Below are 14931 nucleotides of genomic sequence, written 5' to 3' on the forward strand. Positions count from 1 at the left end.
GCGAGGGGGGACGACGTGGCGACGGACGAGGGGACGGCGCGCCCGCGCAACCCGGTGCTCGACGAGCTGGCGGCGGCGCTCGGCATTCCGACGACGGCGTTCTTCGCCACGCTCGACGAAGGGGATCGGATCGCCGAGAGCCTCACCCTGCTGCGCCTGTGGGCCACCCTCGATCAGCCCGGGCAGCGTCGGGAGCTTCTGGACCACCTCCGCCGGATGATCGACGGGCCGCCGCCCGGCTGAGCCGGGCGGGCGCGCCTTTGCGCTCCGGGAGGATCAGTCGGCGTGATGCTCGGCGATGTAGCGTCCGAGCGCCCCGGCCGCGTTGAGCATGTGCGCCCGCATGCGCCGTGCCGCCGCCTCGCCGTCGCCCTCGGCGATCGCGGCCAGGATCGCGCCGTGCTCGGCGTGGGAGCGGCGGATGCGGTCGCCCTGGCGCAGCTGCGTGCGGCGGAAGGCCGAGAGCCGGGTGCGGATCGCCAGCGCCTGCTCGGCCAGGAACCCGTTGTGGGTGGCCGCGTAGAGCCCCTCGTGGAACTGGCGGTTCAGGCCGTCGTAGGCGTCGAGGTCGCCGCCCTCGACCGCCGCGCCCGAGCGCCGGTGCAGCTCCATCAGGGCGCTGAGCTCGAGCGGGCGCATGCGGTGGGTGGCGAGCCGCACGCACAAAGCCTCGATCTCGGCGGTGGCCTCGAACATGTCCATGATCCGCTCGGGCGTCATCCGGGCGACGACCATGCCGCGGCGCGGGCGCTGCTCCACGAGGCCGCCGAAGGCGAGCTGGCGCAGGGCCTCCCGCACGGGGGTGCGCGAGGCGCCGAAGCGGTCGGCCAGCGTCTGCTCGTCCAGGGTCGTGCCGGCGGCGAGCTCGCCCGCCGCGATCGCATCCGTGAGCGCGTCGCGGATGCGATCGGAGATCAGCGCCCGCTCCTCGGTCTCGTGGCCCGCGTCCATGGCTCTCCCGCCCCGCGAAGCCGGGCTCAGCCGACGATCGCCCGCACCGTCAGGAACAGCACCGACGGGCCGACGAGGCAGCCGATGCCGGTGTGGAAGGTCGCGGTCAGCGCGCCGTAGGGCACGAGCTTGGGATCGGTGGCGGCCAGGCCGCCGGCCACCCCGCTGACCGTGCCCATCAGCCCGCCATAGGCCATGGCCGAGCGCGGGTTGTCGAGGCCGATCAGCTTGGCGACGAGGGGCGTGCCGACCATCACGCCCACCGCCTTGGTCACGCCGGTGGCGATCGAGAGCGCCATCACCGTCGAGTCGGCGCCGAGCGCCGCGCCGGTGACCGGGCCGACGATGTAGGTGATCGCGCCCGCGCCGATCGTCGTGATCGAGACCGCGTCGTGGTAGCCGAAGGCGACCGCGGTCAGCGTGCCGACGAGGAAGGGCAGCAGCGTGCCGAGCGCCAGCGCCAGCACGCCGACGAGGCCGGCCCGGCGCGCCTCGATCACGTCGACCTCGAAGGCGGTGGCGACGATGGCAAAATCGCGCAGCATGGCCCCGCCCATCAGCCCGATCCCGGCCAGCGCCGGGATGTCGGCCAGGCCCTTCTTGCCGCCGGTGAGCACGCCGCCGAAATAGGCGAGCACCAGGCCGAGCACGATGGCGATGGCCGAGCCGTGCACCCGCCCGTTGGTGAGCCGCCGCGCGGCGACGTTCGAGACCAGGATCAGCGCCCCGACGACGGCGAAGGCCGCAACCAGGCTCTGCTCGACGAAGACGTGCTCGAGGCCGTGCCACAGGCCGCTCATCGCGTCCGCCCCGCCGGGATCGCCGCGGCGTCGGCCCGCGCTGCCTCGGGTTCGCCGCCGATGAGGGCGCCGCCGTGCTCGACCTCCGGACCGCCCGGGTCGCGGCCGCCGATGCGGCTGAGCAGCGCCACCGCGGCGAAGCAGATCGCCAGGGAGCCGAAGGCGGCGATGATCACGATCGGGCCGCCGCTCACCGCGGCGACGACGTTCTGCTGGGCGGCCATCGCGACGACGATGGGAATGTACATGCCGCCCCAGAACTCGACGCCGAACTTGACGTTCTTGCTCAGGCGGCCGTGGCGCATCAGCCAGACGCGGGCGGCGATCAGCAGGATCATGGCGATGCCGACCCCGCCGACATTGGCCTTCACGCCGAGCGCGATCCCGAGGAGATCGCCGAGATACACGCCGATCAGCGTGCAGGCGGCGAGCAGCGCGACGCCGGCGATGATCATGGCCGCAGCCTCCTGTGCGGGGCACTCCCGATCGGGCCGGGCGATGGTCGAGGAGGCGCGATGGCACGGGGCATCCGGCGTATCCGTCCCGATTTCGTGATTCGTCTTCGTTGCCACTGAGTATGCAAAATATTGACAGATCGGCAAGCTGGTATACGATCATGTGATCGAACGGATCATTCGCATACGAATTGCTGTGTCTGACCCGCGATCGCATGCCGACAGCGTGCGGGCGGATCGACGGTTTGGGGATCGGGATGACGGACTGGCGCAGGCAGAGGACGGCGCGGGATGCGCGGATCGCGGCCGGCCGCGCCCACGCCGACGGCAAGGTCGTCGCGGCCGCCGACGTAGTCGACCTGCTCGAAGCCGTCCTGCGCCCGGGCGACCGCGTCTGCCTCGAAGGCGACAACCAGAAGCAGGCCGACTGCCTGGCGCGCGGGCTGAGCGCCTGCGACCCGGACAAGGTGCACGGCCTGCACATGGTCCAGTCCGGCATCGTGCTGCCGGAGCATCTCGACGTGTTCGAGACCGGCATCGCCAAGCGCCTCGACTACTCGTATTCCGGCCCGCAGGGCGCCCGCATCGCCAAGATGCTCTACGGCGGGCAGATCGAGCTCGGGGCGGTGCACACCTACCTCGAGCTGTTCGCGCGCTACTTCATCGACCTCACGCCGAACGTCGCGCTGATCGCCGGCGTCTCGGCCGACCGGGCCGGCAACCTCTATACCGGCCCCAACACCGAGGACACGCCGACGGTGGTCGAGGCCACCGCGTTCAAGAACGGCGTGGTGATCGCGCAGGTGAACCAGATCGTCGAGACGGTGCCGCGGGTCGACATCCCCGGCGACCGGATCGACTTCGTGGTCGAGGCCGACACGCCGTTCTACGTCGAGCCGCTGTTCACCCGCGACCCGGCCGCCGTCACCGAGACGCAGATCCTGATGGCGATGATGGCCATCAAGGGGATCTACGCCGAGTACGGCATCCGCCGGCTCAACCACGGCATCGGCTTCGGCACCGCGGCGATCGAGCTGCTGCTGCCGACCTATGGCGAGCGGCTCGGGCTGAAGGGCCGTATCGCCACCAACTGGGCGCTGAACCCGCACCCGACGCTGATCCCGGCGATCGAGGCGGGCTGGGTCGAGCAGGTGCACTGCTTCGGCTCGGAAGTCGGCATGGACCGCTACATCGCCGCGCGGCCGGACATCTTCTTCACCGGCGCCGACGGCTCGCTGCGCTCGAACCGCGCCTTCTGCCAGACGGCGGGGCTCTACGCCTGCGACCTGTTCATCGGCTCGACCCTGCAGATCGACCTCATGGGCCACTCTTCGACCGTGACGACGAACCGCGTCGCGGGTTTCGGCGGCGCGCCGAACATGGGCTCGGACCCGCACGGCCGCCGCCACCCGTCCGACACCTGGATGAAGGCCGGGCGCGAGGCGCAGCAGACCGGCGACCCGGCGCTGATGCGCGGGCGCAAGCTCGTGGTGCAGCTCGTCGAGACCTTCGGCGACGGGCTCGTGCCCGCCTTCGTCGAGCACCTCGACGCCCTCGAGCTCGCCCGGACGATCGGGCTCGAGCTCGCGCCGGTGATGGTCTACGCCGACGACGTCACCCACATCGTCACCGAGGAGGGCATCGCCAACCTCCTGCTCTGCCGCAACGCGGACGAGCGCGAGCAGGCGATCCGCGGCGTGGCCGGCTACACCGAGGTCGGGCGCGGCCGCGACAAGGCCAAGGTCGAGCACCTGCGCGCCCGGGGCATCGTCCGCCGCCCGGAGGATCTCGGGATCGAGCCGCTCGACGCCGACCGCAGCCTGCTCGCGGCGAAGTCGATCAAGGACCTCGTGCACACGTCGGGCGGCCTGTACGAGCCGCCGGCCCGGTTCCGGAACTGGTGAGATGATCGGGCTGAGAGAGCAGGCGCGGGACGCGGCACGCGGCCCCCTCTCGCGTTCGAGAGAGGGGACCGGCGATCCCGCCGGATGGCATTGGGCGCAGGAGGACGATGTCACATGGAAACGATGACCTTCCGCCACACCACGAAAGGACCGCTCGCCGGCACCAAGCCGCAGGCGATCACCGGCGTCGTCGCATCCGGCAACCTCGAGGTGCTGCTGGAGCGCGTGCTGCCGCCGGACCAATGCACCATCGAGATCGCGACGCCGGTCGTCGGCTACGGCGACGTCTGGGAGGCGGTGGCGGCCGACTTCGTGGCGCGGGCCCAGCCCGGCGGCCTGCGCATCGCGATCAACGACGGGGGCGCCCGGCCCGACACCGTGTCGCTGCGCCTGCTCCAGGGCGCGCGCCTGATGGAGACCGGCCGATGAGCTTGAGCTGGTACGAGGCCAGCGCCCGGCAGCGCGTCGCCGCGCTCGTCGACGCGGAAAGCTTCGAAGAGTTCGTCGGCCCGGAGCAGCGGGCGATGAGCCCCCACTTGCCGCTGTTCGACCTGCCCCGCGCCTTCGACGACGGCATCGTCGTCGGCCGGGGCAGGCTCGACGGCCGCACGGTCTACCTCGCCGCCCAGGAGGGCCGCTTCATGGGCGGCGCCTTCGGCGAGGTGCACGGCGCCAAGCTCGTCGGGCTTTTACGCGCCGCGGTCACCGAGACGCCGGAGGCCGTGCTGATCCTGTTCGACACCGGCGGCGTCCGCCTGCAGGAGGCCAATGCGGGCGAGACCGCCATCGCCGAGACCATGCGCGCCATCGCCGATCTGCGCCGCGCCGGCATCCCGGTGGTCGGGCTCGTCGGCGGCCGCGCCGGCTGCTTCGGCGGCGGCGGCCTGATCGCCGGAACCTGCTCGCGCCTCGCGGTCTCGGAGGGCGGGCGCATCTCGGTCTCCGGCCCGGAGGTGATCGAGACCAACAAGGGCGCCGAGGAATTCGACTCGAAGGACCGCGCCCTGGTCTGGCGCACCATGGGCGGCAAGCACCGGCGCCTCGCCGGCGGCGCCGACCGGTTCTGCGACGACACCGTGGAGGCGTTTCGCGCCGCCGCCCTCGACCTGATCGGCCGGGCACCGGCCTTCGACCTCGCGACGCTCGAAGCGGAGCAGGCGCGGCTCGAAGACCGCATTGCGCGCTTCGGCGACTGCCGCGACGCCACCGAGATCTGGGCGCGCCTCGGCGTCAACGACCCGGCCGGCGTGCCGGCCCTGTCGGCGGCCGACTTCGACGGCCTCGTCGCCGGGCTCGAGGGGACGACACATGACGCTCGCTGAGATCCTGGCCTCGCTCTTCCCCGTCGGCCACGCGGTCGCCGTCGCCGACGGTCTGATCACCGGCCGCGGGCCGCTCGAAAACCGTGACCTCGCGGTGGTCGGCGTCGACGGCGACACGCCGCTCGGGATCGAGGGCGCGCTGGCCCTTTCGGCCGCCGTGCTGGCGACGGTGCGGGCCGGCGGCGCCACGCCGGTCCTCGTGCTGGTCGATTCCGACAGCCAGCGCATGAGCCGGCGCGACGAGCTTCTGGGGCTGAACGAGTGCCTGGCCCACCTCGCCAAGGCGCTGCTGCTGGCGGATGCGCAGGGCCACCCGACGATCGGCCTGATCTACGGCCACTCGGCCGCCGGCGCCTTCATCGCCACCGCCCTCGCGACGCGGGTGCTGGTCGCGCTGCCCGGGGCCAACCCGAGCGTGATGGACCTGCCCTCCGTCGCCCGCGTCACCAAGCTGCCGCTGGAGAAGCTCGAGGCGATGGCGAAATCCACCCCCGTCTTCGCACCCGGCCTCGACAACATGGTCCAGGCCGGCGCGGTGCAGGTGGTGCTCGATCCCGCCAAGCCCCTCGGGCCGCAGATCGCGGCCCTGATCGGCGAGCCGCCCTCGCACGACGCCCGCGACGCCCTCGGCAAGGATCGCGGCGGTCGTCCCGTCGCCCACGACATCGCCGCGCGGGTGGTCGACGCGGCGCGCGCGTGACGACGCTTCGCCGCCACGACCTGTTCGTGGTGGCGCCCGAGGCCTGGGACCGGCTGCTCGCCGGGCGCTCCGACCTCGACGGCGTGCCGCATGTCGCGGCCTGGGCCGCCAACGGCTGGCCGGTGATCGTGCGGCGCCGTCATCCGGACGAGGGCGACCATCTGCCCGCCGGGCTCCCCCTGCCGCCGGCCGCCGGCAAGCGCCGCATCGGCCTCGCGGTGCCGTGGGCCGACGCCACGCCGTCCCCTCCGGTGACCCTCGCCGCCGCGCGCCCATCCGCGCCGCCGGCCTGGCACCTCGCCGTCGACGCGGTGCTGGCGCTGGCCGCCGAATACGGCGTCGTCTCGCAGGTGTTCGGCGGCCTGCTGTGGCAAAGCCTGACCGGCCTCGCCTACCTCTCCACGACCTCGGACCTCGACCTGCTCTGGCCGGCCACCGTGACGCACAGCCTCCTCGACGGCCTCGCCGCGATCGAGGCGGGCGCCCCGATGCGCCTCGACGGCGAAGTCGTCCTGCCGGACGGCGCCGGGGTGAACTGGCGCGAACTCCGCGACGCCCCGCCCGGCGGATCGGTGCTGGCCAAGGGGCTCGATCGGGTGGCGCTGGTTCCTGCAAGCTTGGACCGGTGAGGCCGAAGGATCGAGCCTTCAGCCGATCCCGTCCACCATCCTCATCCTGAGGTGCCGCAGCGAAGCGGAGGCCTCGAAGGAGGCTTCCAGCTTGCGCGCGATTCCCGGAGGGCTCCTTCGAGGCCCACTGGCGCGGGCGCCTCAGGATGAGGGAGTGGGATGGAGGAGCCCCGCATGCCCTATGGCGTCGAGCCTCAGCCGGCCAGCTCGCCCGCCCGCCGTTTGGCCGCCGCGACGGCCTCCCGCATCAGGGGGCCAAGCGCGTCGTCGCGCATCAGCACGTCGAGGGCGGCGGCGGTGGTGCCGCCCGGCGAGGTGACGTTGCGGCGCAATTCCGATGCGGGCAGGTCGCTCGCGTCGAGGAGGGCGCCGGCGCCGGAGATCGTGGCCCGGGCAAGCCGCGCGGCGACCTGCGGATCGAGCCCGGCGGCGATCCCGGCCTCGGTCATCGCCTCGACCATCAGGAAGACGTAGGCCGGACCCGAGCCCGACAGGGCGGTGACCGCATCGATCTCGGTTTCCGAGCCGACCCATTCGACGAGCCCGTTGGCGCCGAGCAGAGCCGCGACGGCGGCACGCTGGCCTGCGGTCACCGCCGCGTTCGCGACGGCGCCGGTGGCCCCGCGGCCGATGCTGGCGGGCAGGTTCGGCATTGCGCGCACGATCGCCCGGGCGCTCGGCAAGCGGCCTTCGATGTCGGCCACGGTCTTGCCGGCCAGAATCGACAGGACGACGGTGCCCGGGCCGATCATCCGGTCGAGGCCGGGCGCGGCGTCGGCGAACCCTTGCGGCTTGATCGCGAGGACGAGGACGGCGGCGGGCGCGACCGTGGCCGGGTTGAGGGCGAGGCCGCGGGCGGTGCAGAGCGCGCGCAGCGCATCGGACGGATCGGCCTCAACGATCGTCGTGCGCTTCGGGTCGAGGCCGGCCGCGAGCCAGCCTTCGAGCATCGCCCCGCCCATCTTGCCCGCCCCGACGAGGGTGAGGGAGGCGGGCAGGGCGCCCGCCGCGGGAGGAGCGGCCATGGCGGGCCTCAGGCCTCGCCCTCGGTCTCGAACAGCACCGCGTCCAGCGCCTCGCGGGCGGACTTGCCGGCCCAGAGCACGAACTGGAAGGCCTGGTAGTAGCGCTCGCACGCCTCCACCGCCGACTTCAGCAGCATCGCGCATTGCGGATGCGTCGGCACCGAGCCGCCGGCGAGCAGGAGCGAATGGCGGAACATCACCACGTCGTCGCTCGACCACAGGTCGAAATGCCCGATCCAGAGCTGCTCGTTGATCAGCGCGATCAGCCGCTGCACCTCGGTGCGGCGGCGATCCGGCACCTTGAGGTCGAAGGCGCAGGCGACGTGCAGGGCCTCGACGTCCTCGATCCAGGTGAACGCGACCTGGTATTCGGTCCAGCGCCCGGCCACCACGACGGACATCTCGTCCGTCTCGGCGCGATCGAAGATCCAGTCGCGGAGCGCGGCAAGACGCTCCACGACATCGAGCGGGTGCTCGATCCGATCGTAGCCTTCGATGTCGACGTGAAGCTGTGGCATGACGATCCGAGATGACGCCGCCGTATTACGGCGCCGCGGCATGGTGAACAATAAATAACCAAAGTTCGGAACCATGTCACGACACGAAATCACTTGTCCCGATGGGACGGAATATCGCGCGATGACGACTTGGCGGCTCCCGGTCTTCGGCGGGCTAAGGCGAATCAGTGCGTCACCGACTATAAACCGGCGCGGACTCGCGACACAAAGCGCTTCGCCCGGCCGGTGAACAGGAAATGGATCGTTCGCGCGCGCTTCCTGTGTACAAGCCCGCCGCCCCGCCGAGACCGATTCGCGCCGGTCGCCCGCGCGTCGGATCAGATCGCCTCGCTCGCTCCCGCGGTGGACGCAGCGGCCGCGGCCGGCGCCGCATCGGCCTCGAGCGCCGCAACCCGCGCGGTCAGCGCCTCGTTCTGCGCGCGCAGGGTGGCGACCATGTCGCGCAGCACGTCGAGCTCCTCGCGGGAGGCGATGTCCATGTCGCGGATCAGCCGCTCGGCCTGGGCGCGGATCACGGTCTCGGCCTCGCGGCGCACCCCCTGCGCGGCGCCCGCGGCATCCGTCATCAGGCGGGCGAAGTCGTCGAACAGGCGGTTGGAGGGGGGCATGTGGTCTCCGAAAGCTCGCAGCCGCAACCCGGCCTGCGCCTCGACATAGGAATCCGCGGAGTCCGGGGCAATCCGCCGGCGCGGCGGAGGCGGGGGCGGTGATGGCGGCGGCGCCGAGCGAGGCCAGAACGGCAACGGCGAAGGTCAGTTTCCTCACGGAGATAATCCTGTTTCTTGTCGTCGGGCCGCGGCACCCATGTCATCTCCCGGGTCCGGGAGATGAGAGAAGGACGTCGCGCCGGTGAAGCGCGGCGGGTCTCCGCTTCGACCCGCCGCTGGTAACTCGCAACTTACAGATTCGTTTCCTCGAAAGCCTTCACCCACTCCGCGCAAATTCCGGAGCGGACGATGTCGTCGCGGGTGAACTCGACCACGGGGATCGGCATCATCCGGCTCTTGATCAGGTGGATGACGGTGCGCAGCCCCGAGGTCTCGCGCAGGTCGGTCTGCGAGACGTCGCCGTTGATGATCACCTGGCAGGCGTCGCCGATGCGGGTGAGGAACATCTTGATCTCGGCGGTGGTCGTGTTCTGCGCCTCGTCGAGGATCACGAGGCAGTCCTTGAAGGTGCGCCCGCGCATCACCTCGAACGGCACGATCTCGATGTCGCCGGCCTTCAAGGCGATCTCGAAGGCGGCGGCGCCCATCCGTTCCTTCATCGCCTCGGTGAGGGGAGCGACCCAGGGCGCGATCTTCTCCTCCAGCGTGCCGGGAAAGAAGCCGAGCGAACGGCCGCCGGGAACGTTCGGGCGGGTGATGATCACCTTGGCGATCCGGCGCTGGCGCAGCAGGTCGGCGGCGCGTGTGCCGGCGATGTAGGTCTTGCCGGTGCCGGCCGGGCCGAGCACGATGACCTGCGGGTTCAGGGCGAGCGCGTCGAGGTATTCCGCCTGCCGGTCGGTCAGCGGCTGGATCGGGCCTAGGTTTCGTTCCTCGTCGAAGCGGGTCCTGTGCAGCCGGACCGTGCGGTCTTCCACCAGCTCGAGTCGTGCGCGCCGTCTTTTCATCGATCAACACTCCGCGTGGGATTTGCCAACCAAAAGGACTTGCTAACCAGAAACCGCTCTTCGCTCTAACCTTCGTATCGTGGGCTTATCTCTCCTCTCGGAAGCAATGACGCTGCCTCGAGCCGGTTCCGGCCCTCGACACGAAGCTTGTGGACAAGACGAGCCGCTGCGCGGCCCGCCTGGTCGTTGCCGGAGCATGCAACGCGCGCACCATAGAGTCGGGCGATGCGACGGCCGCATGACGGGGCCCGGCAGGTGTTGCTGAAATGGCTCGGACGACGGCGGATGGTGCGCCGGGACGGTCGGGGGATGGGGCCGTGTCCGGTCCGCCCAAGGTCGTGTCCTGCGCCCGACGTCACGCTCGTCCGCGAGCGGCCTCAGGCCGGCTGCAGGAAGCTGTCGAGCACCATCTTGCGACCGGCCTTGTCGAAGTCAACGGTGAGCTTGTTGCCGTCGACGGCGGCTACGTCGCCGGGGCCGAACTTGGTGTGCAGAACCCGCATCCCGGCCTCGAAGGCCGAGGGCGTGCCGGTGGATTTGGCGATCAGCTCGCCCTCGATCTGTCGCGGGCCGCCGCGCCCGCCGCCGGGCGAGGCGCCGAAGCCGCGGGCGGTGGTGTGCGCCGCGCCCTTGCCGAAGTTGTTCTGCTGCCCGGTATTGGCCTGCGCCCGCTGCCAGCCCGGCGTGCCGTAGCTCGAGCCGAAGGGTTGCGGATTGCGGTCGAAGCGCGAGGCGCCGGCGGAGAAGTGGGCCGGCGCCTCGATCACGTCGACCGCCGATTCCGGCAGCTCGTCGATGAAGCGCGACGGGATGGTCGAGGACCACAGGCCGTGGATGCGGCGGTTGACGGCAAAGGACAGCTTCGCGCGCTTGCGGGCCCGCGTCAGCCCGACATGGGCGAGGCGACGCTCCTCCTCGAGGCCCGCGCGGCCGCTCTCGTCGAGGGCGCGCTGGTTCGGGAAGAGGCCATCCTCCCAGCCGGGCAGGAACACCGTGTCGAATTCCAGCCCCTTGGCCGCGTGCAGGGTCATCAGCGAGACGCGCTCGGCGCCCTCGGCCTCCGAGGCCTCCATCACCAGCGAGACGTGCTCGAGAAAGGCGCCCATGTCGGGGAACTCCTCCATCGAGCGGACGAACTCCTTGAGGTTCTCCAGCCGCCCGGCCGCGTCGGCCGACTTCTCCTTCTGCCACATCTCGGTGTAGCCGGATTCCTCGAGGATGGTCTGCGCCACCTCGGAATGCGGGTTGCTCTCGACGAGCCGAGCCCACCGCGAGAAGCTCTCGGTGAGCGCGCGCAGCGTCGAGCGCACGCGGGGCTTGAGCTCGTCGGTCTCGCAGAGCTTTCGCGCGGCGTGGAGCAGCGGGACCTGCTCGGCGCGGGCGTAGAGGTGGAGCTGCTGCAGCGTCGCGTCGCCCAGGCCGCGCTTGGGGGTGTTGACGATCCGCTCGAAGGCAAGGTCGTCGGACGGGTTGTTGGTCGCGCGCAGGTAGGCCAGCGCGTCGCGGATCTCGGCGCGCTCGTAGAAGCGCGGGCCGCCGATCACCCGGTAGGGCAGGCCGAGCTGGACGAAGCGGTCCTCGATCTCGCGCATCTGCGCCGAGATCCGCACCAGCACCGCGATCTCGGAGAGCGGGTGCTGCTTGGCCTGGAGCGCCTCGATCGATTCCGCCAGGAGCCGCGCCTCTTCTTCCGAATCCCACGCGCCCGACACGGTGACGGGCTCGCCGAGCTCGTCCTCCGTGCGCAGAGTCTTGCCGAGCCGGCCCTGGTTCTTGGCGATCAGGCCCGAGGCGGCGGCCAGGATGTGGCCCGTCGAGCGGTAGTTGCGCTCCAGGCGGACCACCACGGCACCGGGAAAATCGTGCTCGAAGCGCAGGATGTTGTCGACCTCGGCCCCGCGCCAGCCGTAGATCGACTGGTCGTCGTCGCCGACGCAGGCGATGTTCTTGCGCACCTGCCCGAGCAGCCTGAGCCAGAGGTACTGGGCGACGTTGGTGTCCTGGTACTCGTCGACGAGGATGTAGCGGAACCGGTCCTGGTAGTTGGCCAGCACGTCCGGATTCTCGCGCCACAGCTTGAGGCAGAGCAGCAGCAGGTCGCCGAAATCGACCGCGTTGAGCGTGACGAGCCGGGCCTGGTAGGCGGTGTAGAGGTCGCCGCCCTTGCCGAAGGCGAAGGCCTGCGCCTCGCCGGCCGGGATCTGGTCCGGGCCGAGGCCGCGGTTCTTCCAGCCGTCGATGACGTGGCCGAGCGCGCGTGCCGGCCAGCGCTTCTCGTCGATGTTCTGGTCCTTCAGCACCTGCTTCATCAGGCGCAGCTGGTCGTCGGTGCCGAGGATCGTGAAGTCGGATTTCAAGCCCACCAGCTCGGCGTGGCGGCGCAGGATCTTGGTGCCGATGGCGTGGAAGGTGCCGAGCCAGGGCATGCCCTCGCCGGCCGGCCCGATCAGCGTGCCGATGCGGTGCTTCATCTCCCGCGCGGCCTTGTTGGTGAAAGTCACCGACAGGATGTCGAACGGCCGCGCCCGGCCGGTCGTGATCAGGTGGGCGATGCGGGTCGTCAGCACCCGCGTCTTGCCGGTGCCGGCGCCGGCCAGCACCAGGACGGGGCCCTCCGTCGCCTCGACAGCGCGGCGCTGCTCATCGTTCAGGCCGTCGAGATAGGAGGACGCGCTCGGGCGCAAGGCCCCCATGGCGCGGGCGGCGATGGAGCTGGAGCCACGCTCCGCGTCGGAAGGCGGCGTCGCATGCGAAGAGTTCGGCATGGGCAATCCCTGGACCAAAACGCGAACGGCGTCGAGACCCGGACGCCGAGGCCTCGACGCTGAGGCGCGATCGCCCAGGCCCGGAGCCCGAGGCCCGGACGCAATGTCGCCGCCCCGCGCGGCCGCCGGGCAGGAACTTGAAGCAGGCCGGCCGCTTGCTCACATCATCGACAGACATCCCCCACACAGGAGCGCCCGATGCGCATCGTGCCGATCGCCATCATCGCCGCCCTCGCCGCCACGCCCGCCCTCGCGCAGGTCCGGCAGGGCAACCCCGACGCCGCCAACGAGTCCTTCGCCCGCCAGGGCGAGTCCCGGGCGCTGCAGCAGAACCTCACCTCGCAGAACAACACCACGCGCATGGAGATCCAGCGCAGCCAGCAGATGCAGGCACCCCAACCCACCCCGGGCGTGATCGTCGCCCCCCGGCGCTGAGCCGAGCCCGCGGGCGTTGAACCGAGGCCGCGGGCGCCCTGGCGCCTGCGGTCCCGCGCCGTGCTATGCCCGCCGTGAACCCGCCGGGTGGCGCGGGGTGCATGCGGAACGATCACGGTGCGTGACCTCCTGACCGCGCTCGCGGGCGCCGTCATCCTGATCCTCGTCGCGGCGCTCGCGGTGCCGCCCTTCATCGACTGGCCGACCCATCGCGCCTTCGTCGACGCGACCGTGAGCCGGTCCCTCGGCCTGCCGGTGCGCAGCGAGGGCCGCATCGACGTGCGGCTGCTGCCCTCGCCGCGCCTGCGCCTCGACCGCCTTCATCTCGGCGACGAGCCGGGACGGCCCGCCCTCGATCTGCGCTTCGTCAAGGCCGAGCTCGGCCTGAGCCCGCTGCTGGCGGGCGCGTTCCGCTTCACCGAGACCCGGATCGGCCGCGCCGAGGTCAAGCTGCCGGTGACCGAGGGCGACGCCCTCGTGGTGCCGGCCGGCCTCGGCGAGGCCCTGCGCGGCCGCGACCTCGCAATCGAAGACCTCCACGTCCAGCAGCTGCTGCTGACCACGGTGGTGCCCGCGACCGGGCGCACCGACCAGTTCTACGCGGAAGCCGTGCAGATCCAGGCGCCGGCCCTCGTCGGCCCCTGGCGGGTCGCGGGCACCAGCGGCGGCCTGCCGTTCACCCTGGTCAGCGGCGAGCCGGCGGCGGACGGCGCCGTCGCCCTGAAGCTCTCGGGCGGCGGCGACGCCCATCCGCGCTTCGAGGCCGACGCCCGCGTCGCCTTCGTGCCGGCGGATCCGCGCGGCGGCGCCCGCAGCACCGAGCCGCGCCCGCTCGTCGCCGAGGCCGAGGGCAGCGCCCGCCTCGTCGTCGGCCCGCCGGCCCAGGCCGCCGGCGCCTACCTGCCGTTCGCGCTGGGCGGCAAGTTCAAGGCCCGCGGCGCCCTCGTCCGGTTCGAGGGCGTCAACGCCGAGATCGATCCGGGCGGGCAAGCCTTGCGGCTTTCCGGCAGCGGCCAGATCGACCTGCGCCGCTGGCGCGCGGGGCTGACCCTGGAGGCGCGTCGCCTCGACCTCGACGCCTTCCTGCTCTCGCCGGGCGGGCAGGCCTTCGTGGCGCGCGGGCTGCCCAAGGTGGGCGCGAAATCGGGTGGCGGCCTGCCGGTGATGCTCGACCTCGACCTCTCGGTCGAGGCGGCCGTGCTCGGCTTCGAGGAATGGTCCAACCTCAAGGCCACGGGCACCCTCGACCGCACCGGCGGCCTGCTGCTGCGACGCTTCTCGGCCGTGGCGCCGGGTGCGGCGACCGTCACGGCCAGCGGCGAGATCGACACCGATCCGAGCCCGCGCTTCACCGGTCCGGTCGCGCTCGCGGCCCCGGCCTCCGACGGGCTCGGGCGCTACCTGCGCCGGCTCGGCCTCGACGGGCCGCCGACGGCGCTGCTCGACGGGCGGCCGGTCGAGGTCTCGGCCGAGGTCTCGGCGGCCGGCACCGCGTTCTCCCTGCGCAACCTCCGGCTCGCGCTCGGCGAGGCGCAGGTCACCGGAAACGCCCGCTACACCCCGGCCGAGGGCCGGACCCGCGGCCGGTTCGACGCGCAGATCCGCGCCCGCGGCCTCGACGTCGCCGGCCTGCCGCCCCTCGGCAACGCGCTCGCGGGGCTGCACGGTCACGACCTCGGCCTGACCATCGAGGCGCGCGACCTGCGCTACGGCGCGACCGGCACTGGGAACGGCACGCTCTCGGCCAGCATCCAGTCGGACGGCGCCGCCCTCGTCGTCGACAGCCTCGACGTGACGGACCTGGCCGGCGCC

16 protein-coding genes are annotated in these 14931 nt (G+C 71.9%); 8 read left to right on the forward strand and 8 right to left on the reverse strand.

Annotated elements, in window-relative coordinates:
- Positions 1–243 (forward strand): hypothetical protein (locus FV227_RS24095; protein WP_210246738.1); only part of this gene is annotated, 243 nt, incomplete at its 5' end.
- Positions 244–276: 33 nt separating this feature from the next.
- On the opposite strand, the gene FV227_RS24100 is transcribed toward FV227_RS24095, so the two are convergent.
- The 3 genes from FV227_RS24100 to madL are packed head-to-tail and all read right to left on the reverse strand — an operon-like array spanning position 277 to position 2206.
- Positions 277–951 (reverse strand): GntR family transcriptional regulator, encoded by a 675-nt coding sequence (locus FV227_RS24100; protein WP_147844029.1) that lies wholly within the window; start codon positions 949–951, stop codon positions 277–279.
- Between the two features lie 26 nt (positions 952–977).
- Positions 978–1742 (reverse strand): malonate transporter subunit MadM, encoded by a 765-nt coding sequence (gene madM, locus FV227_RS24105; RefSeq protein ID WP_147726535.1) that lies wholly within the window; start codon positions 1740–1742, stop codon positions 978–980.
- A 5-nt stretch (positions 1743–1747) separates the two neighbouring features.
- Positions 1748–2206, reverse strand: coding sequence for a malonate transporter subunit MadL (madL, locus tag FV227_RS24110; protein WP_147726509.1), 459 nt, complete (start codon positions 2204–2206; stop codon positions 1748–1750).
- A gap of 257 nt (positions 2207–2463) precedes the next feature.
- Here madL and mdcA point away from each other — a divergent pair, with 257 nt between their 5' ends.
- From mdcA to mdcG, 5 genes are all read left to right on the forward strand, one after another.
- The gene (gene mdcA / locus FV227_RS24115) at positions 2464–4110 is read left to right on the forward strand and encodes a malonate decarboxylase subunit alpha (protein ID WP_147726511.1); all 1647 of its coding nucleotides are present in this window, start codon (positions 2464–2466) and stop codon (positions 4108–4110) included.
- Between the two features lie 114 nt (positions 4111–4224).
- Positions 4225–4539, forward strand: a complete 315-nt coding sequence (gene mdcC / locus FV227_RS24120) for a malonate decarboxylase acyl carrier protein (protein WP_147726513.1) — start codon at positions 4225–4227, stop codon at positions 4537–4539.
- Positions 4536–5432 (forward strand): biotin-independent malonate decarboxylase subunit beta, encoded by an 897-nt coding sequence (locus tag FV227_RS24125; protein WP_147726514.1) that lies wholly within the window; start codon positions 4536–4538, stop codon positions 5430–5432. The genes mdcC and FV227_RS24125 overlap by 4 nt, the downstream gene beginning before the upstream one ends.
- A complete protein-coding gene (mdcE, locus tag FV227_RS24130; protein ID WP_147726516.1) occupies positions 5419–6132 on the forward strand; it encodes a biotin-independent malonate decarboxylase subunit gamma in 714 nt (237 codons plus the stop codon). Before FV227_RS24125 ends, mdcE begins: the two co-directional genes overlap by 14 nt.
- Positions 6129–6761, forward strand: coding sequence for a malonate decarboxylase holo-[acyl-carrier-protein] synthase (gene mdcG / locus FV227_RS24135; RefSeq protein WP_147860095.1), 633 nt, complete (start codon positions 6129–6131; stop codon positions 6759–6761). Before mdcE ends, mdcG begins: the two co-directional genes overlap by 4 nt.
- 194 nt (positions 6762–6955) lie before the next feature.
- Here the strand turns inward: mdcG and proC are convergent, their stop codons facing one another.
- From proC to FV227_RS24160, 5 genes are all read right to left on the reverse strand, one after another.
- Complete coding sequence (gene proC / locus FV227_RS24140) at positions 6956–7786, reverse strand: pyrroline-5-carboxylate reductase (protein WP_147726520.1); 831 nt, start codon at positions 7784–7786, stop codon at positions 6956–6958.
- Between the two features lie 8 nt (positions 7787–7794).
- Positions 7795–8304: a YbjN domain-containing protein gene (locus FV227_RS24145; protein ID WP_147726522.1), complete on the reverse strand. Its 510-nt coding sequence runs from the start codon at positions 8302–8304 to the stop codon at positions 7795–7797.
- A gap of 317 nt (positions 8305–8621) precedes the next feature.
- Positions 8622–8912, reverse strand: a complete 291-nt coding sequence (locus FV227_RS24150; RefSeq protein WP_147726524.1) for an accessory factor UbiK family protein — start codon at positions 8910–8912, stop codon at positions 8622–8624.
- A 290-nt stretch (positions 8913–9202) separates the two neighbouring features.
- Positions 9203–9919: a PhoH family protein gene (locus tag FV227_RS24155; protein ID WP_147726528.1), complete on the reverse strand. Its 717-nt coding sequence runs from the start codon at positions 9917–9919 to the stop codon at positions 9203–9205.
- Positions 9920–10296: 377 nt separating this feature from the next.
- Positions 10297–12684, reverse strand: a complete 2388-nt coding sequence (locus FV227_RS24160; RefSeq protein ID WP_147843468.1) for a UvrD-helicase domain-containing protein — start codon at positions 12682–12684, stop codon at positions 10297–10299.
- A gap of 198 nt (positions 12685–12882) precedes the next feature.
- Between FV227_RS24160 and FV227_RS24165 the strand changes: the two genes are divergently transcribed.
- Together FV227_RS24165 and FV227_RS24170 are read left to right on the forward strand one after the other, a co-directional pair.
- The gene (locus tag FV227_RS24165) at positions 12883–13119 is read left to right on the forward strand and encodes a hypothetical protein (RefSeq protein WP_147843467.1); all 237 of its coding nucleotides are present in this window, start codon (positions 12883–12885) and stop codon (positions 13117–13119) included.
- Positions 13120–13236: 117 nt separating this feature from the next.
- The coding region (locus tag FV227_RS24170) for an AsmA family protein (RefSeq protein WP_147860096.1) at positions 13237–14931 on the forward strand (1695 nt) is incomplete at its 3' end.

This window comes from Methylobacterium sp. WL119 (assembly GCF_008039875.1).
In the GTDB taxonomy this organism is placed as follows: Bacteria; Pseudomonadota; Alphaproteobacteria; order Rhizobiales; family Beijerinckiaceae; genus Methylobacterium.